This window comes from Stenotrophomonas sp. SORGH_AS_0282, from assembly GCF_030818125.1.
GTDB classification, from domain to species: domain Bacteria; phylum Pseudomonadota; class Gammaproteobacteria; order Xanthomonadales; family Xanthomonadaceae; genus Stenotrophomonas; species Stenotrophomonas rhizophila_A.
Window position 1 is genome coordinate 1,454,486 of sequence record NZ_JAUTAB010000001.1, and the last position, 22,980, is coordinate 1,477,465.

At 67.7% G+C, this 22,980-nt stretch carries 20 protein-coding genes; 13 read left to right on the forward strand and 7 right to left on the reverse strand.

Annotation, left to right across the window (positions count from 1 at the left end; all coding sequences use genetic code 11):
- Nucleotides 1-65: 65 nt before the first annotated feature.
- The 4 genes from QE395_RS06375 (at nt 66) to QE395_RS06390 (ending at nt 5,889) form a co-directional block, all read left to right on the forward strand.
- Nucleotides 66-1,688, forward strand: coding sequence for an N-acetylmuramoyl-L-alanine amidase (locus QE395_RS06375; protein ID WP_306990443.1), 1,623 nt, complete (start codon nt 66-68; stop codon nt 1,686-1,688).
- Nucleotides 1,689-2,138: 450 nt separating this feature from the next.
- Nucleotides 2,139-3,995 (forward strand): DNA mismatch repair endonuclease MutL, encoded by a 1,857-nt coding sequence (gene mutL, locus QE395_RS06380; RefSeq protein ID WP_306988052.1) that lies wholly within the window; start codon nt 2,139-2,141, stop codon nt 3,993-3,995.
- An 11-nt stretch (nt 3,996-4,006) separates the two neighbouring features.
- Nucleotides 4,007-4,942 (forward strand): DUF1684 domain-containing protein, encoded by a 936-nt coding sequence (locus QE395_RS06385; RefSeq protein WP_306988054.1) that lies wholly within the window; start codon nt 4,007-4,009, stop codon nt 4,940-4,942.
- Nucleotides 4,943-4,944: 2 nt separating this feature from the next.
- Entirely contained in the window at nt 4,945-5,889 is a 945-nt protein-coding gene (locus QE395_RS06390; RefSeq protein WP_306988056.1) for a TraB/GumN family protein, read from the forward strand.
- 81 nt (nt 5,890-5,970) lie between these two features.
- Here the strand turns inward: QE395_RS06390 and phaR are convergent, their stop codons facing one another.
- From phaR to gluQRS, 3 genes are all read right to left on the reverse strand, one after another.
- Nucleotides 5,971-6,495, reverse strand: coding sequence for a polyhydroxyalkanoate synthesis repressor PhaR (gene phaR / locus QE395_RS06395; RefSeq protein ID WP_306988058.1), 525 nt, complete (start codon nt 6,493-6,495; stop codon nt 5,971-5,973).
- 346 nt (nt 6,496-6,841) lie between these two features.
- Nucleotides 6,842-7,582, reverse strand: a complete 741-nt coding sequence (locus tag QE395_RS06400) for a beta-ketoacyl-ACP reductase (protein ID WP_068853270.1) — start codon at nt 7,580-7,582, stop codon at nt 6,842-6,844.
- Nucleotides 7,583-7,651: 69 nt separating this feature from the next.
- A complete protein-coding gene (gene gluQRS / locus QE395_RS06405; protein WP_306988060.1) occupies nt 7,652-8,536 on the reverse strand; it encodes a tRNA glutamyl-Q(34) synthetase GluQRS in 885 nt (294 codons plus the stop codon).
- A gap of 92 nt (nt 8,537-8,628) precedes the next feature.
- Here gluQRS and htpX point away from each other — a divergent pair, with 92 nt between their 5' ends.
- Nucleotides 8,629-9,501 (forward strand): protease HtpX, encoded by an 873-nt coding sequence (htpX, locus tag QE395_RS06410; RefSeq protein ID WP_068853266.1) that lies wholly within the window; start codon nt 8,629-8,631, stop codon nt 9,499-9,501.
- 585 nt (nt 9,502-10,086) lie between these two features.
- On the opposite strand, the gene QE395_RS06415 is transcribed toward htpX, so the two are convergent.
- Entirely contained in the window at nt 10,087-10,914 is an 828-nt protein-coding gene (locus QE395_RS06415) for an inositol monophosphatase family protein (protein WP_068853263.1), read from the reverse strand.
- Between the two features lie 121 nt (nt 10,915-11,035).
- Between QE395_RS06415 and QE395_RS06420 the strand changes: the two genes are divergently transcribed.
- Genes QE395_RS06420 through QE395_RS06430 form a run of 3 tightly spaced genes read left to right on the forward strand, consistent with a single transcriptional unit; the run spans nt 11,036 to nt 14,945 of the window.
- On the forward strand, nt 11,036-11,806 hold the full coding sequence (locus QE395_RS06420) for an RNA methyltransferase (RefSeq protein WP_068854708.1): 771 nt from the start codon (nt 11,036-11,038) through the stop codon (nt 11,804-11,806).
- A gap of 56 nt (nt 11,807-11,862) precedes the next feature.
- Complete coding sequence (locus QE395_RS06425) at nt 11,863-12,822, forward strand: phosphate/phosphite/phosphonate ABC transporter substrate-binding protein (protein WP_093532447.1); 960 nt, start codon at nt 11,863-11,865, stop codon at nt 12,820-12,822.
- Nucleotides 12,819-14,945 (forward strand): EAL domain-containing protein, encoded by a 2,127-nt coding sequence (locus tag QE395_RS06430; protein WP_306988063.1) that lies wholly within the window; start codon nt 12,819-12,821, stop codon nt 14,943-14,945. Before QE395_RS06425 ends, QE395_RS06430 begins: the two co-directional genes overlap by 4 nt.
- Nucleotides 14,946-15,218: 273 nt before the next feature.
- Here QE395_RS06430 and epmB read toward each other — a convergent pair whose 3' ends face one another.
- The gene (gene epmB, locus QE395_RS06435) at nt 15,219-16,223 is read right to left on the reverse strand and encodes an EF-P beta-lysylation protein EpmB (RefSeq protein ID WP_306988065.1); all 1,005 of its coding nucleotides are present in this window, start codon (nt 16,221-16,223) and stop codon (nt 15,219-15,221) included.
- Between the two features lie 93 nt (nt 16,224-16,316).
- On the opposite strand from epmB, the gene efp reads away from it, so the two are divergent.
- The 5 genes from efp (at nt 16,317) to QE395_RS06460 (ending at nt 20,616) form a co-directional block, all read left to right on the forward strand.
- Entirely contained in the window at nt 16,317-16,886 is a 570-nt protein-coding gene (gene efp / locus QE395_RS06440) for an elongation factor P (RefSeq protein ID WP_306988067.1), read from the forward strand.
- A gap of 174 nt (nt 16,887-17,060) precedes the next feature.
- Nucleotides 17,061-18,404: a TRZ/ATZ family hydrolase gene (locus QE395_RS06445; protein WP_068853249.1), complete on the forward strand. Its 1,344-nt coding sequence runs from the start codon at nt 17,061-17,063 to the stop codon at nt 18,402-18,404.
- 33 nt (nt 18,405-18,437) lie between these two features.
- Nucleotides 18,438-19,169: a bifunctional 2-polyprenyl-6-hydroxyphenol methylase/3-demethylubiquinol 3-O-methyltransferase UbiG gene (gene ubiG / locus QE395_RS06450; RefSeq protein WP_068853241.1), complete on the forward strand. Its 732-nt coding sequence runs from the start codon at nt 18,438-18,440 to the stop codon at nt 19,167-19,169.
- Entirely contained in the window at nt 19,153-19,854 is a 702-nt protein-coding gene (locus QE395_RS06455) for a phosphoglycolate phosphatase (protein WP_306990445.1), read from the forward strand. The genes ubiG and QE395_RS06455 overlap by 17 nt, the downstream gene beginning before the upstream one ends.
- 54 nt (nt 19,855-19,908) lie before the next feature.
- The gene (locus QE395_RS06460) at nt 19,909-20,616 is read left to right on the forward strand and encodes a squalene/phytoene synthase family protein (RefSeq protein ID WP_306988070.1); all 708 of its coding nucleotides are present in this window, start codon (nt 19,909-19,911) and stop codon (nt 20,614-20,616) included.
- A 172-nt stretch (nt 20,617-20,788) separates the two neighbouring features.
- Here the strand turns inward: QE395_RS06460 and QE395_RS06465 are convergent, their stop codons facing one another.
- Nucleotides 20,789-21,634, reverse strand: coding sequence for a M23 family metallopeptidase (locus QE395_RS06465; RefSeq protein WP_306988072.1), 846 nt, complete (start codon nt 21,632-21,634; stop codon nt 20,789-20,791).
- Entirely contained in the window at nt 21,634-22,980 is a 1,347-nt protein-coding gene (locus QE395_RS06470; RefSeq protein WP_093532455.1) for a dihydroorotase, read from the reverse strand. The genes QE395_RS06465 and QE395_RS06470 overlap by 1 nt, the downstream gene beginning before the upstream one ends.

Genomic DNA, 22,980 nt, shown 5'->3' on the forward strand with positions numbered 1-22,980 from the left:
CGGATTATTAAGGGAAAAGGTGTTGCTTTTCATTCAGCGCAGTGATTGAATCCGTACCCATGCCAATGGGGAAGCCACTCACTGCCATCTGCGCCGCCGTCGGACTCTGTCTGGCGAGCGCGATGTCGTGGGCGGGCGAAGTCCGCCAGGTGGCCCTGGAGACCGGTTCGACCGGCACCCGCGCCGAGATCGCGCTGTCCGGCAGCGGCGGCTACAAGACCCTTACCCTGGCCGGCCCGAACCGGTTGGTGGTCGATTTCCCCGATTCCAGCGCGGTGCGCAACCTCAAGCTGCCTGCGCCCAAGGGCGTGGTCACGGCGGTACGCACCGGGCAGCCCGTGCCCGGCACGTTCCGGGTGGTGTTCGACCTGGCCGAATCGGTGGCGCCGTTCAAGCCGCAGCTGGTCAAGCAGGGCGAGGATTCGCGGCTGGTGATCGAGTGGCCGGGCGATGCGCCGGCCAGCGTGGCCCGCGCGCCCGTGCCCGCTGCCCCGGCGCCGGTTACTGCAGCGAACAGCACGGTGCCAGGCACCGTGCCTGCGCCTGCACCGATGGCGACGCAGACCAGCACCACGCCCGTTCCTGCAACCACCCAGACCCTGCCGCCGACGCCGGCCGAAGCGGCGCAGGCGCGCAATGATGCCGCCCGCGCCACGGCGCTGTTGACCGCGTCGGTGCGGCAACAGGCCAGCGTCAGCGCCGCCACGCCGGTGCCGACCCCGGCCGCGCCCACCGCAACCACGGTCAACGTGGCAGCGGCCGGCACCGCCAACGCGGCCAGCAATTCCGCGTCGCCCGCGGCCATCCTGGCCGGCCAGCCGACGGCGGCCAACGTACCGACCCCGGTGCCGGCCACCGTGGTGCCGGCGCAGCCGCCGCGCCCGGTGATGCCCAGCGATGCGTCGCGGGTCAAGATGCAGTCGGGCATGCGCCCGCTGGTGGTGGCGATCGATCCCGGCCACGGCGGCCAGGATCCGGGCGCGGTGGGGCCGACCGGCAAGCGCGAAAAAGACATCACGCTGGCGGTGGCGCGCGAGCTGGCGCGCCAGGTCAATGCGACGCCGGGCCTGAAGGCGTTCCTGACCCGCGATACCGACGTTTTCATTCCGCTGCCGATGCGCGCGCAGAAGGCACGTTCGGCAAAGGCCGACATCTTCATCTCGATCCACGCCGATGCTGCGGAAAACCGCGCGGCGACGGGTTCGTCGGTATACGTGCTGTCGACCAAGGGTGCGTCGTCGCAGCGTGCGCGCTGGCTGGCGGACAAGGAAAATGCGGCCGATCTGGTCGGTGGCGTGCGCCTGCAGCAGACCGAGGGCACGCTGGCCAATGTGCTGCTGGACCTGGCCCAGAGCGGTTACATGAAGGCCTCCGAAGACGCGGCCGGGCATGTGCTGGGCGGGCTGAAGCGGATCGGCAAGAACCACAAGCCGGCGATTGAACGGGCCAACTTCGCGGTGCTGCGCACCTCGGACATGCCGGCGATGCTGGTGGAAACGGCCTTCATCTCGAACCCGGACGAAGAGCGCCGCCTGATGGACCCGGCCTACCAGCGCCAGATCGCTGGTGCGGTGTTGGATGGCGTGCATACGTTCTTCAGCCGCCAGCCGCCACCGGGTACGCTGTACGCGGCCCGCGCCCAAGCCGAGATAGACGCCGCCAGTACGGTCGCTGGCGGCAGCAAATAAAAACCCGCTTCGGCGGGTTTTCTTGTGGCGTCTGCCCGGCCCCAACGTACCCACTGGGGCCCATGGTCGATTGATCCGGGTATCCGGACGTTACGTAACGGTTCGTAGCCCCGGCCGTTGGCCGGACACCGCGCGCAGCGCGGCCCAAGCGTCCGGAGCTCGACCTGCTCTCGATGGCGGCCATGCATCCGGGTGTAAACCCGAAACGAAACCGCCTATCAGGCGTCATGAACGCCTGACGGGCGTCTTCGGAACGCGTAAACGCCGGGGGGAAGGCCGCAACCGATGAATCGTCGGCTCCGGACGCTTGGGCCGCGCTGCGCGCGGTGTCCGGCCAACGGCCGGGGCTACGAATTTTTACGGGCCCATGGGGATCGGGCTCAATCGACCATGGGCCCATTGGCCAATCGATATCGGAATCCATCCCCACGATCCGGATATCATTCCCGCATGACCATCCGCCAGCTTCCCGAAATCCTCATCAACCAGATCGCCGCGGGCGAAGTCGTTGAACGCCCGGCGTCGGTGGTCAAGGAACTGGTGGAAAACGCGCTCGATGCCGGTGCCACGCGCGTGGATATCGACCTGGAAGAGGGTGGGGTGCGGTTGATCCGCATCCGTGACGACGGCGGTGGCATCGCGCCAGAAGAACTGCCGCTGGCGGTGTCGCGGCATGCCACCAGCAAGATCGCCAGTCTGGATGACCTGGAAGCGGTGGCCACGCTGGGCTTCCGTGGCGAGGCGCTGCCGTCGATCGCGTCGGTGAGCCGCTTTACCCTGGCCTCGCGCCGGCGCGGTGACGAGCATGGCTCGGCGCTGCAGATCGAAGGCGGCAAGCTGGGCGAAGTCACCCCGCGCGCGCATGCACCGGGCACCACGGTGGAAGTGCGCGAGCTGTTCTACAACGTGCCGGCTCGCCGCAAATTCCTGCGCGCCGAGCGGACCGAACTGGGCCATATCGAAGAATGGCTGCGTTCGCTGGCGCTGGCGCGGCCGGACGTGGAGCTGCGCGTGTCGCACAACGGCAAGCCGTCGCGGCGCTACAAGCCGGGGGATCTGTATTCCGATGCGCGGCTGGGCGAAACGCTGGGCGAAGACTTCGCCACCCAGGCCATGCGCGTGGACCACAGCGGTGCCGGCCTGCGCCTGCATGGCTGGATCGCGCAGCCGCATTATTCGCGCGCCAGCACCGACCAGCAGTACCTGTACGTCAACGGTCGTTCGGTGCGCGACCGCAGCGTGGCCCATGCGGTGAAGATGGCCTACGGCGATGTGCTGTTCCATGGCCGCCAGCCCGCGTACGTGCTGTTCCTGGAGCTGGACCCGACCCGGGTGGATGTCAACGTGCACCCGGCCAAACACGAGGTGCGTTTCCGTGATTCCCGCCTGATCCATGACTTCGTCTACCGCACGTTGAAGGAAGCGCTGGCTGAGACCCGTGCGGGCATGACCGCGACGGGTGCGGGCAGCGAGGGCGTCGCCGAGGCTGCCGCGCCTGCCTATGCCAGTGCGGCGGCCGGCACGGGGTACGCTTTGGCGGGCGGTGGCGGTGGCGGCATGGGCAACACGGCCTGGCGCCCGCAGCAGTCGCCGCTGGGCCTGCGCGTGGCCGATGCCCCGTCGGCCTACGCCGCGCTGTACGCGCGCCCGGCCGGCAGCGATGCCTCGCTGCCGCCGATGCCCAGCGAGCAGGGCCTGCCGGTCACCGCGGCCGACAGTGGCGTGCCGCCGCTGGGCTATGCAGTGGCGCAGTTGCACGGCATCTACATCCTGGCCGAGAACGCCGAAGGCCTGATCGTGGTGGACATGCATGCCGCCCACGAGCGGATCGGCTATGAGCGGCTGAAGACCGCGCACGATGCCACCGGCCTGCATGCGCAGCCGCTGCTGGTGCCGATCACCCTGGCAGTGGGCGAGCGCGATGCCGATACCGCCGAGCGCGAAGCCGATACGCTGACCGCGCTGGGGTTCGAGATCACCCGGTCCGGTCCCGGTTCGCTGCATGTGCGCAGCATTCCCGCGCTGCTGGCCAACGCCGAGCCGGAAGGGCTGCTGCGCGATGTGCTCACCGACCTGCGCGAGCACGGCCAGAGCCGGCGCATCGCCAGTGCGCGCGACGAACTGTTGTCGACCATGGCCTGCCACGGTGCGGTGCGCGCCAACCGGCGGCTGACCCTGCCGGAAATGAACGCGCTGCTGCGCGACATGGAAATTACCGAGCGGTCCGGCCAATGCAACCACGGCCGGCCCACCTGGGCCCGTTTTTCACTGGCGGAAATCGACCGCTGGTTCCTGCGCGGACGTTGAAGGGGAGCACGATGCGTACTTGGGGATGGGGACTTGGCGCGGCAGTGCTGGCGCTGGGCCTGGCAGGGTGTGGCGATAAAGAAGCCGCGCCGGCGCCGGCGGCGGTGGATCCGGCATTCGCCGCCGAACAGCAGCAATGGCGACAGCAGCGCTACACCGAGCTGCACGCGCCCGATGGCTGGACCAGCCTGGTCGGCCTGCATTGGCTGGAGCACAAGGCGCACTACATCGGCAGCGGCCCCGGCAGCGGCATCCGCCTGGCCGTGGGCCCGGCCAAGCTGGGCATGGTGGCGCACCGTGGCGACATACTCACCTTCACCCCGGAGCGCGGCACGGCACTGACCGTGGACGGCAAGCCGCTCACCGGGCAGATCCGTTTCCAGAGCGACCGCGATCCGGCGCCTACGCTTATCGGCTTCGATGATGGCAAGGGCCAGCTCAGCCTGATCCACCGTGGCGAGCGCTATGCGCTGCGGGTCAAGCATGCCGACGCCTATTCGCGCACCGGCTTCACTGGCCTGAACTACTGGACGGGTGGTCCGGACTGGCGCATCAGCGCGCGGTTTGTTCCGCACCCGGCCGGCAAGACCCTGCCGATCGTGGACATCACCGGCCTCACCACCGAGATGCCGAATTCGGGTGCGCTGGAATTCGAGCGCGATGGAAAGACCTGGCGGCTGGAAGCGCTGGGTGAGCCGGGGCGCGAGCTGTTCGTGATCTTCGGCGACCGCACCAGCGGCCATGGCAGTTACCCGGCTGGCCGCTACCTGGACCTGCCCGCACCCGATGCGAGCGGCAAGGTGGTGATTGATTTCAACCACGCCTACAACCCGCCGTGTGCGTTCACGCCGTTCGCCACGTGCCCACTGACCCCGCCGGAAAACCGCCTGGACCTGAAGGTCGAAGCCGGTGAGCAGGCCTACCACGCACCCCAGGGAGGGGTTTGAGCATGACGATGCTGAAGCGACTGGCGGCCCCGCTGCTGCTGGCTACCAGCCTGCTGCTGGGCAGCGCAGCCACGATGGCCGCCGCCCCGGCGGCAAAATCCACCGCGCCGGTGCCGCTGCTGTGGAAAGTGACCGGCCCGGGCGACAGCCGGGTGTATCTGCTGGGCTCGTTCCATCTGCTGCGTGCCGACGATTACCCGCTGGCGGCCGACGTGGACCAGGCCTTCGCGGCGTCCAAGCGCGTGGTGTTCGAACTCTCGCCGCAGGACATGCAGTCGCCGGACCTGACCCGCAAGATGCTGCAGGCGGCGATGCGCACCGATGGCAGCGAACTCAGGCGTGACCTGGACGACGCCACCTGGACCAAGCTGCAGGCCTACGCGCGCGACAACAACCTGCCGCTGGCACAGCTGCAGGGCATGAAGCCCTGGTTCGTCGGGCTGACCATCACGCTGTCGCAGTTCGCCAAGATGGGCCTGGACCCGGCGCTGGGGCTGGACCGGCATTTCATGACGCGCGCCGCCGATGCGGGCAAGCCGACCAGCGGCCTGGAAGACATCGATACGCAGGTGGCGGTGCTCTCCGGCATGTCCGCGCAGGAGCAGCAGCAGATGGTGGCCGAGGCGCTGGACCAGGCCAGCGAGGCCGATGCGATGGGTCGCAAGCTGCACGATGCCTGGCGCCGTGGCGACGACAAGCTGCTGTGGACCTCGATGGCCGCGGAAATGCGCGGCGAGTACCCGCAGCTGTACAAGCGCATCAATACCGACCGCAACAATGCGTGGGTACCCAAGCTGGAGCAGCAGCTCAAGGCCGGGCAGGGCGGCACGCTGGTGGTGGTGGGCTCGCTGCACCTGCTGGGCGACGATGGCGTCGTCGAAAAGCTGCGCGCCAAGGGCTACCAGGTGGAGCGGATCTGCACCGGCTGCGCCAAACCCAAGCGCTGATTTCCAGGGGCGCAAATGAAAAAGGCGCGGCCGTGAGGCTGCGCCTTTTTTCATGCGGCCCCGCGCTGCCGGGCGAAGCAGTCAACGGCGGGTCTTGCCGGCCGTGGGGGATTCGGGCTTGCCGGTGCCCGTACCGGTGCCGGTCTGGGTACCCGGCGGACGCGGGCCGAAGCCGCCGCCCATGTTGCGCTGGAAGTCCTGCCAAAGCTCCAGGTTGCGTTCGGTGAGCTGGTTCATCATCGCCCACGGGGTCTGGCCGAGCAGGTTGCCCATCTGCTGACGGAACTGCTGCTGCTGGTCCAGGAAGACCTGCATGCTGCGCTCCAGGTAGTTGCCCATGAAGCCCTGCAGCGAATCGCCATAGAACCGGATCAGCTGGCTGAGCAGCTGGGTGGAGAGCATGGGCTCACCGTCCTGTTCCTGGTCGGCGATGATCTGCAGCAACACTGAACGGGTCAGGTCGTCGCCGCTCTTGGCGTCGCGGACTTCGAAGTCCTCGCCGTCCAGGATGAGCTGGCGCACGTCCTCGATGGTGATGTAACTGGAAATCTCGGTGTCGTAGAGACGGCGGTTGGGATACTTCTTGATGATGCGGTTCGCAGCCATGAAGCAATCACTCGTCAGCGTAAGGGCGAAGCATGGCGCAGCGCAGCACAGGTTGCAACCGCCTTTGGTCACTTGTGGCGCTTGGTCATGCTGCGCAGCAAAGACTGCAACATAAATGAGGTTGCGCAACCGGCGCTGCGCTGGGCCCTGCTTCGCAGCCCACGTTTTGCTGCGCAAAACGTGGGCCCCGGCGGCATGCCTCCTATTCCCCGCGCCTTCGGCGCGCCCCCTTTAACAAAAGGGGGCTCCTCCTGCGGTGGGTGGGCGGGTGAAGTGCAGCATTTTTTTGGCGCTATGCCGGTAGCGCCGGCCGTGGGAACCTGTGGTGGGGGCAACGGTGTAACCGTTACCAGCCCATGTGGTGGCCGCCGTTGATGTCGAGGTTGGAGCCGGTGATCCAGGCGGCTTCTTCGGCGACCAGGAAGGCGACGGCGTACGCGATTTCCTCGGGCTTGCCGAGGCGGCCGGTGGGGATGTCGGCGATGATCTTGGCGCGTACCTCGTCGGGCACGGCCATCACCATGTCGGTGGCGACGTAGCCGGGCGAGATGGTGTTGACGGTGATGCCGAAGCCGGCATTCTCGCGCGCCAGCGAGATGGTGAAGCCGTGCATGCCGGCCTTGGCGGCGGCGTAGTTGGCCTGGCCATACTGGCCCTTCAGGCCGTTGATCGAGCTGATCTGGATCACCCGGCCCCAGCCGCGGCGGCGCATGCCTTCAATGACCGGGCGGGTCACGTTGAACACCGAATTGAGGTTGGTGTTGATCACGTCGTGCCACTGGTCGGCGCGCATGCGGTGGAAGGTGGTGTCGCGGGTGATGCCGGCGTTGTTGACCAGGATCTCGACCGGGCCCAGTGCGGCTTCCACCGCGTGCACCATCTGTTCGGCGGTATCCGGATCGGAGACGTCGCCAGGGAAGATCGCGACGTCGCAGCCGCGCGCCAGCATCTTTTCGCGCCAGGCCAAGGCCTTGGCCTCGTCACGGTAGTTGGTGGCAACCCGATGGCCCTGGTCGGCCAGACGTTGGCAGATGGCGGAACCGATACCGCCGGTACCACCGGTGACCAGTGCGACGCGAGATGTCATGAGCAGCTACTCCGGGGCCAACAGGGGGGGGACAGCGATTCTGCAACATCGCGGCGGAAAATGGGCGGCTCAGCAGGCGTCGGCGTCAAGGCGGATGTCACCCGGTGGCAATCGCGCCGGGTCGAAGCCGGCAATGGCCCGTTCGAGGAGCTCGGCAACGCAGCGGCAGCTCTGCAGGCGTGCGGCATCCTGGCCAAGCTGCGCCCAGGCCTGCTGCAGGGCGGGCAGGGGATGATCGGCATCGACCGGGCGCGCGGCGGCGGATTTGGACAGTTTGAGCCCGTCCGGCTCCAGCAGCAGCGGCAGGTGCAGGTAGCGCGGGGTGGGCAGCCCCAGTGCCTGCTGCAGCAGGATCTGGCGCGGCGTGGAATCGAGAAGGTCAGCGCCGCGTACCACGTCGGTGATGGCCTGGTCACCGTCGTCGACCACCACGGCCAACTGGTAGGCCCAGTAGCCGTCCGCCCGGCGCAGCACGAAGTCGCCGACCATGGCATGCACGTCCTGGCGGATCCGGCCGCGCAGGCCGTCGTCGAACGCGACCACGCTGCCCGGCGGCACGCGCAGGCGGATGGCCGGTCGGGCGCGTTCAGTACGTGCCACGCAGTAATGATGAATACCCTGCTGCTCGGCCAGTTCGGTACGGCTGCAGTGGCAGGCAAAGGCCTTGTCCTCGGCCAGCAGGCGGTCCAGCGCGGCCTGGTAGAGGGCGTCGCGCTGGCTCTGGTGGACGATGGCGTCGTCGCTGCCCAGGCCGAAGGCGGCCAAGGCCGCCAATTGCTGGTCGATGGCGCCAGGCACGGTGCGGGGCGGGTCGACGTCTTCGACCCGGACCAGCCACTGGCCACTGGCGTGCCGGGCCAGCAGCCAGCTGCCGAAGGCGGCGAGCAGCGAGCCGGCGTGGAGGGGGCCGGTGGGCGAGGGGGCGAAGCGCCCGCGGTAGGCAGTCATGGACATGAACTATGAATCGTCGGTCAGGTTGCGACTTGAATTCAACATGAAGTCCCCGCAGATTTGCAGCAACACCCACCTGAAAGCGTCCTTTTCCCATGTTCAGTCGTATTGCCCTGTTCCTCGCGACCAACTTCGCCGTGTTGATCCTGGCAGGCTTCGTAATGCGCCTGGCCGGTATCGATCCGGCAAGCATGAGCGGCCTGCTGGTGGTTGCGGCCATTTTCGGCTTCGGCGGATCGCTGATCTCGCTGCTGCTGTCGAAGTGGATGGCCAAGCGTTCCACCGGCGCGGTGGTGATCACCGAGCCGCGCAACCAGACCGAGCGCTGGCTGCTGGCCACCGTGGAGCGCCAGGCGCGCGAAGCCGGTATCGGCATGCCGGAAGTGGCGGTCTATGACGGGCCGGAAATCAACGCGTTCGCGACCGGTGCCAACCGCAACAACGCGCTGGTGGCGGTCTCCACGGGCCTGCTGCAGAACATGAGCGAGGACGAGGCCGAGGCGGTACTGGGCCATGAAATCGCGCACGTGGCCAACGGTGACATGATCACCATGGCGCTGCTGCAGGGCGTGCTCAACACGTTCGTGATCGTGCTGGCGCGCGTGGTCGGCGGCATCATCGACAGTGCGCTGTCGGGCAACCGCGAAGGCGGCGGCCGCGGCTTTGCCTACTTCATCATCGTGTTCGTACTGGAAATGGTGTTCGGCCTGTTCGCGACCATGATCGCCATGTGGTTCTCGCGCCATCGCGAGTTCCGCGCCGACGCGGGCGGTGCGCACCTGGCCGGCCGCCAGAAGATGATCGCCGCACTGGAGCGCCTGAAGCTCAATCACGGCCAGAGCACCCTGCCGACCCAGATCGCCGCGTTCGGCATCGCCGGCGCCACTGCCAAGAAGCTGTTCCTCAGCCACCCGCCGCTGGAAGAGCGTATTGCCGCGCTGAAGGCCGCCAGCAACACCGTGGCCTGATGCGGTCCTGGAAGTTTGCTGCGAACGCCCGGCCTTTGGTCGGGCGTTTTCTTTTGCGGCATTGGTCGGTGCCCAATGCAAAAAGCCTTCGCCTGTCGGGCTTTCCGCGCTGGGGGACTAGCGTTTTCATTCTCTGCGCGCGGGGGAGCGGGGTGGAGGGGGTAGCGGGGCACGCGTGAACCCATCCATGGGGCTTATCGCAGCATCCATGCTGCTCAAAGCCCCGCTACCCCCTCCACCCCGCTCCCCCAGACGGTTGTGCATCGGCGGACAGGAAGTCAAAGGCAGGTGGCACAGGATCGATCGAGCCACAGCTCCCCGAACGAATCGGGTTCGCGCGCGTTCCGCTTTTGATCTTGTATCCGGTCGTCGCAGAGAACTGAGGGGGCGAGGGCGGGGATGCCCTGGCCGGACTTTGAGCAGCATGGATGCTGCGATAAGCCCCATGGATGGGTTCACGCGTGTCCGGCCAGGGCATCCCCGTCCTCGCCCCGCGCGGGAACAACGGAACAGCCAACGCTCTACGCGCGGAGGAAAAAAAACGGCGCCCGAAGGCGCCGTCGCGTGAATCTCACATCAATCCGATCAGAACTTCGCGTCGAACTCAGCAGCGTAGCCGGTGTTGACCAGCACCTTCTGCAGGATGTCGGTGTTCTTCACGTTGCCGGCCACGATCTGCTGGGTTTCCGGGCCACGGCTGTCCATGCGGCCCGGGGTGGCGCCCTTGAAGTCGCAGACGCGGCCGCCGGCCTCGCGGACCAGCAGTACGCCGGCGGCGATGTCCCAGGCTTTCACGCCCGCTTCGAAGTAGGCGTCGGCGCGGCCGCAGGCCACGTAGGCCAGGTCCAGCGCGGCCGAACCGGTGCGGCGCACGTCTTCGGCGTGGACCAGCAGCGCGTCCACCGCCTTCAGCTGGGCGCTGGTGCGATTGCGCTCGCGCGGGGCGAAGCCGGTGTGGATCATCGCGCCCGCCAGGTCCTTGCGGTCGGCCACGCGGATGCGGCGGTCGTTCAGCACCGCACCGGCGCCACGGCTGGCGGTGAACAGCTCATTGCGGAGCGGATCGAAGATCACCGCGTCGATCGGCTCGCCGTTTTCGACCAGCGCAATGGAGACGCAGTAGTGCGGGAAGCCGCGGAGGTAGTTGCTGGTGCCGTCGAGCGGGTCGATGACCCACATGTAGCGGTTGACGGCCTGCACGCCGCCTTCCTCGCCCATGATCCCGTACTCGGGATAGGCGCGCTTGAGTTCCTTGACGATCACCTTTTCCGCATCCGCATCGACTTCACTGGCATAGTCCATGCGCCCCTTCTGCACGACGTTCAACGCCTCCAGCTTGTTGATGTTGCGCAACAGCACGTTGCCGGCGAGGCGGGCGGCCTTGACCATGACGGTGACGGCGGGTTTCTGCATGGCGAAAAGCTCCCGGAAAGGCAGAGTAGGGGGTACTGGCGGGGGAAAAGAGCGGTCCCGGCGCAGAGGCCGGTCACACAGTTTACCATTTGTGACTGTCCTGCTCGCGTTTGGCCTGTTCATGTCCACTGAATCCGCTCCCTCCCGCATCCGTTTCGTCCTCGTGGGCACCCAGCACCCCGGCAACATGGGCGCCGCCGCGCGTGCCATGAAGACCATGGGACTGGGCCGGCTGGTGCTGGTCGCCCCCGAAAAGCCGCTGGATGAGGAAGCCTTCCGCCGCTCGGCCGGCGCCGAGGACGTGCTGGGCGACGCCCCGGTCGTGGCCACCCTGGCCGAAGCCGTGGCCGACTGCCGGCTGGTGCTCGGCTGCACCGCCCGCGCCCGCCGCGTCCAGCTGGAAGAACTGCTGCCCGGCGTGGCCGCCCAGCGCGCCTTGGCCAAGGCGGCCGAGGTTGATGGCGAGGTCGCCTTCGTATTCGGTCGCGAGCGTACCGGCCTGACCAATGAAGAACTGCAGCTGTGCCACCTGGCCGTGCACATTCCTTCCAACCCGGAGTTCAGCTCGCTGAACCTCGCCGCCGCCGTGCAGGTGCTGGCCTACGAGCTGCGCATGGCCAGCCTGGGTGGGGTGGAAGCGGCCGCGCCGGCCGATCCTGAACATCGTGAACAGCCGGCCAGCCACGCCCAGGTCGAAGGCCTGTTCGGCCAGCTCGGCCAGACCCTGGACGAGATCGACTTCCACAAGGGCCGCGCCCCGGATTCGGCCATGCGCAAACTGCGCCGGCTGTTCCTGCGCACCGAACTGAGCGAACAGGAAGTGCGGCTGCTGCGCGGCATTCTGGCCGACGCCCAGCGGATGGCACGTCTGGCCAACGCTAAACCGGAATGACCTGACGCACGTCTCACTTTTTCGGGTAGGCTGTCTCGATTCCTTGGGGGGAGCGGATGGGATTGCCGGTACTGCGATGGCTGTTGCAGGGAGGGTTGCTGTGTCTGGCCAGCGTCTTGACGGCTGGCACCGCAGCGGCCGCCCCTGATGACACCCGTCCGGGCCACCCCGAACCGGACCACGTCCTGGTGCTGGGCCGGATCAGCGACAACCCCAAGTCACACTATGCGCAACTGCAACCCCTGCTCGACTATGTTGTTCCGCGCATGCGCGATGTCGGCATCACCGAAGGCCGCATCCTGATGGCGCCCGATGCGCAGCAGATGGCCAGCTACCTGCGCCGGGGCCGGGTCGACTGGGTCACCGAAACCTCTGGTACCGCCGTCAACCTGGGCCTGCGCAGTGGCGCCCAGCCGCTGCTGCTGACCGAACGCAGCGGCGTGCGCGATTACCAGACCGTGTTCTTCGTGCGCCGCGACAGCCCGATCACCTCGCTGGCCGACCTCAAGGGCCACACCCTGGCCCTACAGAACGTGGCCTCCACCAGCGCCTACCTGGTGCCGGTGATGACCCTGTTGCAGAACGGCCTCACCCCGGAGATCCTGTTGTCCGCGCGCGACGCGGCCGCGCCCGATACGGTGGGCTATGTGTTCGCGCGGTCGGAGGCCAACATCGCCACCTTCGTGCACAAGGGCATGGTCGATGCCGGCGCGGTCAGCAGTGTGGACTGGGCCGATCCGCACCGGATTCCGGCCGCGTTCCGCCGCGACTTCCGTGCCATCCATCGCACCGAGCCGTACCCGCGTGCGGTGGAAGTGGTGCGGGCGGGGCTGGACCCGAAAGTGCGTGACAGGTTGCAGCAGGTACTGCTGGATGCCGCCTCGGATCCGCAGGCGCAGGATGCGCTCGAGAAGTTTTTTGGTACGTCCGGGTTCCATCGGGTCGATGCGCAGATGCAGCACCGTTTGGATGAATTGAAACAGGGTCTTACACGCGTGCGGATGGAAGTGGAATGAGGCCGTTGGGTTCCGGAATGCAGTCCCGTTTCGTGTTGGCGATGGGCGGGGCGATGGTGGTGGTGGTGGCGATCGTGGCCGTGGTGCTGGGGCGCCAGGCGGCGATGCAGGAGGAGGTCAAGCACCTCAGCGGCAGCGTCATCCACGAATTGTTCGACCGCAGCGTGCGCAGCCGGGGCGAGGCCCTGGCGCGCGAGCTGTCCGACGCGCTGGCCAACCCGCTGTACTACAACGACCTGGCCCAGGTAGGTGCGCTGGTGCGCAATACCTCGCGGCAGCAGGTAGTGCGCTACGTGCTGGTGTTCGACGAGGACGGCAAGCTGATCCACGACGGTTCGACCGAAGTGATTGATTTCGGCCGCCCGATGGAAGATCCGCTGGCCGCCGGGGCAGTGGGCGCGCGCAAGCTGGTGGTGCAGCAATCGCCCAAGGTGCTCGACAACGCGATGCCGATCATGATCGGCAACCAGCGCATCGGCGGGGTCCGCGTCGGCATGGCGCTGGATGACGTGCAGGCCATGGAGCAGCGGGCCAACCTGACCCTGGGCGAGCGCCTGCAGCAGGTGGGCAAGCGCCACCTGGGCTGGCTGCTGCTGATGCTGGGCCTGCTGCTGGCCATCGGCGCGGTGGTCATCGTGTATGTGCAGCGCACCCTGGTCGGCCCGATCCGCGGGTTGGCCGCCGCCGCGCGCCAGATCGAGGCGGGTGACTATCGACCGCAGCTGAGCAACAGCAACCGCCAAGACGAAGTGGGCGAGCTGGTGCGTGCCTTCGGCCGGATGAGCGAGGCCATTGCGCGGCACGACCGCGAAGTGCGCCACATGGCCTATACCGATGCCCTGACCGGGCTGACCAACCGGCTGGCGTTCCGCGAGGCGCTGGACCACCGGCTGATGGCCGCCCGCGCGTCCAACCACCGCTTGGGCCTGTTGTTCGCCGACATGGACGACTTCAAGCGCGTCAACGACACCCTCGGCCACGAGGCCGGCGATGAAGCGCTGCTGCAGTTCGCCCAGCGCATCAGTGCAGCCGTGGCCCAGGCCGGCGGCGACGAAGCGCTGCTGGCCCGCTTTGGCGGCGACGAGTTCGTGATCCTGATCGGCGATGGCGACGTGGCGGCGAGCGCGCGCCAGCTGGCTGAACTGCTGGTCCGCGAACTGAGCAAGCCGCTGGTGGTGCAGGGCCGCGAGCTGTTCCTCGGCACCTCCATCGGCGTGACCCTGTTCCCCGACGATGCCGCCGATGCGACCACCCTGCTCAAGAATGGCGACATCGCCATGTACCAGGCCAAGGTCGCCGGCAAGAACTGCTACCGCTATTACAGCCGGGCCATGGACCATGCGGTGGAACGCCGCGTGCACATGGAGCAGGAGCTGCGCGGCGCCTGGGAGCGCGGCGAGCTGCGCCTGGTCTACCAGCCCATCTTCCGTACCCGCGACCGCCGCATGGTCGGGGTCGAAGTGCTGCTGCGCTGGCAGCACCCCACCCTGGGCACCATTCCGCCCTCGGTGTTCATCGAAGTGGCCGAACAGAGCGGCCTGATCGAAGTGATCGGCCCGAAGGTGCTGCGCGCGGCCTGCATGGAAGCGGTGCAGTGGCCGCATTCGTCCGATGGCGAAGGCATGTTCGTCTCGGTCAACGTATCCCCGCGCCAGCTGCGCGGCGGCGAGCTGCCCCAACTGGTGGCCGACTGCCTGCGTGACACCGGCCTGCCGGCCTCGCGCCTGCATCTGGAGCTGACCGAAACGGCGGTGATCGGCGATGAGATGCTGGCCGCGGCGCTGCTGGACAAGCTGCACCGCACCGGCGTGAAGGTCTGGCTGGATGATTTCGGCACCGGCTTCTCGGGGCTGAGCCACCTGCGCCAGGTGCCGGTGGACGGGGTCAAGATCGACAAGAGCTTCGTCGCCGACATGCAGCGCGACCCGGACGACCTGGCCCTGACCACGGCGATCATCGCCATGGCCCACGCGCTTGGCATCACCGTGGTGGCCGAGGGCATCGAACAGGAAGTGCAGTTCGACCTGCTGAGCCAGCGCGGTTGCGATCTGGCGCAGGGCTATTGGCTGAGCGTGCCGATCACGGCCACCGATGTCGTGGAAATGATCGAATCGGGCAGATAAAAAGGCGCCGGAAATGTTCCGGGCCCCTGGTTGATTGATCCCGATCCCAATGGGCCCGTAACAATTCGTAGCCCCGGCCGTTGGCCGGCTGCTTTTCGTTCGGGCGTCATGAACGCCTGACGCGCGGCTTCGGAACGCCCACACGCCGGGGTGTTGGCCGCAACCGTTGCGAGACCGCCTCCGGACGCTTGGGCCGCGCTGCGCGCGGTGTCCGGCCAACGGCCGGGGCTACGAATTGTTACGTAACGTGCAGAGGTCCGGATACGTCAGGCGTCACACCGGCCGTTTGCTCGAATCGCCGGAAATTTCCCGCACCAGCTTCGGCACCAGGTACCCGGACAACCGCGCCGTCAGCTGCGCGTGCAGCGATTTGGCCGTTGCATCGTCCACCTCGAAATGCGCCACGCCCTGTACCCGGTCCACTTGGTACAGGTAATACGGCAGCACGCCTGCAGCAAAACTGCGCTCGCTCAGGTCCTGCAGCGCCTGCAGCGAATCGTTCACCCCGCGCAGCAGCACGGCCTGGTTGAGCAGGGTGGCGCCGGCGCCGCGCAGGCGCGCCATGGCCGCATCCACCGATGCATCGAATTCATTCGCGTGGTTGGCGTGGATCACGAACGCCACCGGCCAGGGCAGGGCGGCGATCCACTGCACCAGCTCCTCATCCACCCGCTCGGGCAGCACCACCGGCAGGCGGCTGTGGATGCGCAGGCGGCGCAGGTGCGGAATCTGCTTCAGCGCCTGGGTCAGCTCCACCAGCTTGTGGGTGGCCAGCGACAACGGGTCGCCGCCGGACAGGATCACCTCGTCGATGCCCGGGTCCTGCGCAATGGCGTCCACGGCCTCGCGCCAGCCCTCGCGGGCCGCGTTCTCGGTGCCGTAATCGAAATGCCGGCGGAAGCAGTAACGGCAGTTGATCGCGCAGCTGCCGGTGGTCACCAGCAGGGCACGGCCCTGGTACTTCTGGATCACCCCGGTGGCCTTGCGGGCGAGGCCATCGCCGACCGCATCCAGGGTGAAGCCCGGCGCGTGCTGCAGCTCGTCGGTCACCGGCAGTACCTGGCGCAGCAGCGGGTCGTGGCGGTCGCCCCGGCGCATGCGCGCGATGAAGCCCTGCGGCACCCGCAGCGCGAACTGCCCGGCCGCCTCGGCCGATACCGGCAGCGCGTCCGGATCCAGCCCCAGCTGTTCCAGCAGGGTCCGCGGGTCGCGGACCGCCTCGCGCCACAGCTGCTGCCAGCGGACGGGGGTGGGCAGGGGCGTGGCGGAGAGCTGCATGGAATGGGGGCCTGCGGTTATCATAGGGAAAGCCTTTCCATTCTATCCGGCTCGCCGCGCCTGCGCGGCGTTTGCCCATTCAGGAGTTTCAGCATGGCCACTGTTGGCATGAACGACGTCAAGAACGGGATGAAGATCCTGGTCAACAATGAACCGGCGGTCATCACCGAGACCGAGTACGTCAAGCCGGGCAAGGGCCAGGCCTTCACCCGCATCAAATATCGCTTCATCCGCTCCGGTCGTGTGGTCGAAATGACCATGAAGGCCACCGATGATGTGGAAAAGGCCGACGTTGTCGACACCAACATGGATTACATGTACAGCGACGGCGAGTACTGGCATTTCATGGACCCGGAAACCTTCGAACAGGTCCAGGCCGACAAGGCCGGCATCGGCGATGCGAAGAACTGGCTGAAGGGCGAAGAGTCCTGCATCGTGACCCTGTTCAATGGCTCGCCGATCTTCGTGCAGCCGCCGAACTTCGTTGAACTGAAGATCACCGAAACCGATCCGGGCGTCCGTGGCGACACCTCGGGTGGTGGCGGCAAGCCGGCCACCCTGGAAACCGGCGCCGTGGTCCGCGTGCCGCTGTTCGTCAACCAGGATGAAATCATCAAGGTCGACACCCGCTCGGGCGAGTACTCCGCGCGCGCCGGCAAGTAATTCGACAACGTCGAATTACGGTAGAGCCGACGTAGAGCCGACTGTCAGTCGGCTGCTTCAGGCGGGGTCTGAACGCGCGTCGCGAACGGCAGCCGACTGACAGTCGGCTCTACCCCACCCGCACATCGCGGTGATCCCGCAGCGTCGGATCACCGCTCCCCAAAGCGAGACCGCATGACCGACACCACCCGCATTCCCGAACCCTGTGACCTGTTGATCGAAGCCGGTTACGTGGTCCCGATCGAACCGCATGCGGTGGTGCTGGAAGACCATGCCGTGGCCGTGCGCGGCAGCGAAATCGTGGCGATCCTGCCGCGCGCAGAAGCGCGCGCGCGCTTCAGTGCCCGCCAGGTGGTCTCGCGTCCCGATGCAGCGCTGATGCCCGGCCTGGTCAATGCCCACACGCACAACCCGATGACGCTGCTGCGCGGAGTGGCCGACGACCTGCCGCTGATGGTGTGGCTGCAGCAGCACATCTGGCCGGTGGAAGCGGCGGTGATCGGCCCGGAATTCGTCGCCGATGGCACCACCCTGGCCATCGCTGAAATGCTGCGCGGTGGCACCACCTGCGCCAACGAAAACTACTTCTTCGCCGACGTCCAGGCGGCGGTCTACAAGCAGCACGGCTTCCGTGCGCTGGTCGGCGCGGTGATCATCGATTTTCCTACCGCCTGGGCCAAGACCGACGACGAGTACTTCGCCAAGGCCGGCGAGCTGCACGACCAGTGGCGCAACGACCCGCTGATCGGCACTTCGTTCGCCCCGCACGCGCCGTACACCGTCAACGACGCCAACTTCGAACGCGTGCGCATGCTGTCCGACCAGCTGGACATGCAGGTGCACCTGCACACGCATGAAACCGCCCAGGAAATCAGCGATTCGATCAAGCTGCACGGCCAGCGCCCGCTGGCGCGGCTGGACCGCCTGGGGCTGGTCAACGACCGCCTGATCGCGGTGCACATGACCCAGCTGACCGAAGCGGAAATCCACCTCTGCGCCGAACGCGGCGTGAGCGTGGTGCATTGCCCCGAATCCAACCTCAAGCTGGCCTCCGGGTTCTGCCCGGCCTGCGCCCTGCAGCGCGCCGGGGTCAACCTGGCGATCGGCACCGATGGCTGCGCCAGCAACAATGACCTGGACATGTTCAGCGAAAACCGCACCGCGGCGATCCTGGCCAAGGCCGTGGCCAACGATGCCACTGCGCTGGACGCGGCCACCACGCTGCGTGCGGCCACCCTGGGCGGCGCACGCGCGCTGGGCTTCGGCGACCGCATCGGCTCGATCGAAGTGGGCAAGCAGGCCGACCTGGTCTGCGTGGACCTGTCGGCGCTGGAAACCCAGCCGCTGCACCACGTGCTTTCGCAGCTGGTGTATGCCGCCGGCCGCCACCAGGTCAGCGATGTCTGGATTGCCGGGCAGCCCAAGCTGGTCCAGCGCGAGCTGGTCGGCATGGACACCGCTGCCATCGTCGCCAACGCCCGCCAGTGGCGCGAGCGCATTCGTCACGCTCGTCATTGATATGCACGCGCCTGAGGCGCGAAAAGGACAGCCATGAACGCCCCCCACGCTTCCACCAATTTCGACCAGGCCGAGCTGGACAAGTTCGCCGCGCTCGCCAACCGCTGGTGGGACGCTGACGGTCCGCAGAAGCCGTTGCACGCGCTGAACCCGGTGCGCCTGAAGTACGTTGCAGACCGGGTCACGCTGCGCGGTGCGCGCGTGCTCGACATCGGCTGCGGCGGCGGCCTGCTCAGCGAAGCGCTGGCCCAGGCCGGCGCCGACGTGACCGCCATCGACCTGGCCCCGGAGCTGGTCAAGGTCGCCCGCCTGCACGGGCTGGAGTCGGGCGTCACGGTGGACTACCGCGTGCAGGCCGCCGAAGACCTCGCCGCCGAACAGCCGGGCAGCTTCGACGTGGTCACCTGCATGGAAATGCTGGAACACGTGCCGGACCCCGGCGCGATCATCGCCGCCTGCCATCGCCTGCTCAAGCCGGGCGGCCAGCTGTTCCTGTCGACCGTCAACCGCACCCCGGCTGCGTTCGCCGTGGCCATCGTCGGGGCCGAATACATCGCGCGCCTGCTGCCCAAGGGCACGCACCATTACCAGGATTTCATCAAGCCGGCCGAGCTGGGCAAGTGGCTGCGCGAAGCGGATTTCAATCTGCGCGATGTCAGCGGCATGGCCTACGAGCCGTGGCGCAACCGCGCGCGGTTGAGCTCGCGCACCGACATCAACTACCTGGCCCACGCGGTCAAGCCCGACGCTGACGGCCGTGGCTGAGTCCGGTTTTCCGCGGGCGGTGCTGTTCGACCTGGACGGCACGCTGCTCGACAGTGCGCCGGACATGCTGGCCACCGCCAACGCGCTGCTGGCCGCACGCGGACGCGCCCCGATCACGCTGGAGGCGTTGCGCCCGGTGGTGTCCAAGGGATCGCGAGCGATGGTGGCCGTGGCGTTTCCGGAACTGGGGCAGGACGCACGTGATGCGCTGGTGCCGGAGTTCCTCGATCGCTACGAAGCGCTGATCGGCCAGCACGCGGTGCTGTTCGATGGCGTGGCCGGCATGCTCGACGCGCTGGAGGCCGCAGGCTGTGGCTGGGGCATCGTCACCAATAAGCCCGAATACCTGGCGCGGCTGATCCTGCCGCAGCTGGGCTGGGAAACCCGCTGCGCGGTGCTGATCGGCGGCGACACCCTGGCCCAGCGCAAGCCGCACCCGCTGCCGCTGCTGGCCGCCGCCGAGCGGATGGGCATCGACCCGGGCACCTGCATCTACGTCGGCGATGACGAGCGCGACATCGTCGCCGCCAACGCCGCCGGCATGGCCTCGGTCGCCGCCCTGTGGGGCTACCGCCTGGACGCCGACGACCCGCTGGCCTGGGGCGCGGAGGCCATGATTGAACAGCCGGCCGCACTTCAGCAGGCGGCCGCTTGGCCCGCCGCCCGAATCAACGCCGGCAACTGACAGACCCGGTAGGTACCGACCGTTGGTCGGTACGCTCTACTTCAGGAAATCCGAATGACCACCTCCACCGCCCTCGACAGCTTCCTCGACAAATGGCGGACCCGCTGGCCGGAATGGCAGGTGGCCGAACCGTTCATCGCCGAATCCCAGCGCACCCTGGTGGTGGCGTGGTTCGCGCTGCTGCAGGAATTCGACGACATCCTCAACATCGCCGGCGACCCGATGCCGGCGGACGCCAAGCTGGCGTGGTGGGGCGAGGAGCTGCGCAGCTGGGCCGCGCAGCGTTCGCGCCATCCGCTGGGCCGCGTGCTGGAACCCGTGCGCGCACCGTGGGGTGAACTGGCGGCGGCCTTGCCGGACCTGATCGAAGCACGCGCCGTTCCCGTGGACCCGGCGCAGGCGCAGCGCGCCCTGCAGGCCTACGGCGCCGCCGTAGCCGCAGTGGAAGCGGTGATGTTCGCTACCCCGGCGCGCGGCGACGTGGCCACCCCGGTGGTGCTGCAGACCCTGGCGCAGCGCCTGCACGAAGCGGGTGTGGCAGCCGTGCCACGTTCGCTGCTGGCGCAGGCGGATGGCGATGCCACGCAGCGCTGGGCCCAGCAGCTGGTGCGGCAGTGGCCGGCCCGCGTGGCGGGCCCGCGCCCACGCCGCCTGTATGCCTCACTCGCGCGCGCGCGCCAGCAGGCGTGGTCGCAGGGCCGCGAGCTCAAGGCCACCCCGGTGCGCACGCTGCTGCGCACCTGGTGGGCCGCGCGCGGGTGACGTGCCGTCGGTAGAGTTGGTTCCCAAACGACTGCCGACCATGATGATCGGCGCTGGGACGCATGACCTGTGCCGGAGAGGCGCCTTCGTTTCAGGTCATGCGTTACCGGATGTTGCTTCGTCTCGCATCATCAGGTCACCGGCCATCAGCCGGTCACTCCCGCATTTCAGGTTACTTCCCGCGTTCCAGCACCAGCAGCGGGTCGATCCGCGTATCGAACCAGTTCATGCCCCAATGCAGGTGCGGACCGGTCGCACGGCCGGTCGCGCCGACTGCGGCAATCACCTGGCCCTGCTCGACGCGGTCGCCGACCTTGACGTCGATCCGCGACAGGTGCAGGAAGTTCGAGCTGATCCCGAACCCGTGATCGAGCAGCAACGTGCCGCCGGTGAGGTACAGATCCGGTCCGGCAAACGTCACCACGCCAGCGGCCGGCGCCTTCACCGGGGTGCCGGTCGGCACCGCGATATCCATTCCCGAATGCCCGGAACCGGGCTGCCCGTTGTACACCCGCGCATTGCCGAAGCGGCCGCTGATGCGGCCCTGCACCGGCCAGATGAAGGCCTGCGCGAAATCGGCGCGGTTGTCATCGCGCGCCCGCGCTGCGGTCACCTGCGCCTGCTCGCGCTTGATCCGCTCGGCAATCGCCGGCGGCGGGTTCACGGTCTTGGGCGGCACGCCGTTGACGCGCTCCACCGGCCAGTCACGCGGGGTCACCGCGATGCTCACCGTTTCGCTGCCGCCATCGGGGCGCTGCACCTGGACCTGCAGCGGGCCTTTCTCATCGCGCCCGATCCCGAACACCACGCTGCCGTAACCGCTCACCCGCAGCGTGCGGCCGGCGTACTGCACCACGCTGCCGGCCGGCACCTTGCCGATCACCATCGCACCCTGCGACGCGCTGGCCGGGAACACCACGCGCGCGTCGGCCTGGGCCTGGGCGGGCGAGGGTAGCAGGCCGATCACGGCCACCGGGGCCAGGGCCAGCAGGCCCAGGCCCAACACGGTTGCCCGCATCAGCGGTCGTAGCTCATGCGCTGGCCATTCGGCGCGCCCACCAGCTGGGTGCCATCCCAGGCCAGCTGGCCGTTGACCCAGGTCGAGGCCACGCGCGAACGGAAGGTCATGCCCTCAAACGGCGACCACGCGCACTTGGACAGCACGTCTTCGCGCTTCACGGTGAACGGCACGTCTTCCACCAGCACCAGGTCGGCCCAGTAGCCTTCGCGCAGGTAGCCGCGCTGGCTCACATCGAACAGCTGTGCCGGCGCGTGCGCGAACTTCTGCACCACCTGGGTGATCTCCAGCTTGCCTTCGTGCACCAGCTCCAGCGCAGCCACCAGCGCGTACTGCACCAGCGGCAGGCCGGACGGCGCCTGCGCGTAAGGCTTCTGCTTTTCTTCCCAGGTATGCGGGGCGTGGTCGGTGGCCAGTACGTCGATCACGTTGTCGGCCACGGCCTGCGTCAGCGCCTCGCGGTCGCTCACTTCCTTGATCGCCGGGTTGCACTTGATCAGGTTGCCCAACCGCGCGTAATCGGTGCGGTCAAAGCGCAGGAAGTGGATGCAGGTTTCGGCGGTGATCTGCTTGCGGCTGCCATCGGCACGGATCAGCGGGCCCTTCTCGAACAGCTTCAGCTCATCGGCGGTGGAAATGTGCAGCACGTGCAGGCGGGTGCCGTGCTTCTTCGCCAGCGCCACCGCCAACTCCGACGACTTCAGGCAGGCCTCGCGCGAGCGGATGTCCGGGTGCTGTTCCGCGCTCAGCGCATCCCCGTACTTTTCGGCGTATTCCTTCGCCTTGGCGTCGATCATCGGGGTGTCTTCGCAGTGCGTGATGATCGGCGTGGGGGCGTACTTGAAGATCGCGTCCAGCGTTTCCGGGTTGTCCACCAGCATGTTGCCGGTGGAGGCGCCCATGAACACCTTGATGCCGGGCGAGGTCTTGGGATCCACCAGTTTGATGTCGGCCAGGTTGTCGTTGCTGGCGCCCATGTAGAAGCCGTAGTTGGCGCGTGCGCGACCGGCGGCACTGTCGTACTTGGCCTGCAGGGCCGCCGCGTTGAGCGTCGGCGGATTGGTGTTGGGCATGTCCATGAAGCTGGTCAGGCCACCGGCCACCGCGGCCGCCGATTCGGTGGCGATGTCGCCCTTGTGGGTCAAGCCGGGTTCGCGGAAGTGCACCTGGTCGTCGATCATCCCGGGCAGCAGCCAGCGGCCGGCGGCATCGACCACCGTATCGCCGTCCTGCGGCTGCAGGCCGGTGCCGATCTGCGCGATGCGGCCGTTGTCGATGCGCAGGTCGCCGTCGAAGATGCGGCCTTCGTTGACCATGCGGGCGTTGACGATGAGCGTGGAGGGCAT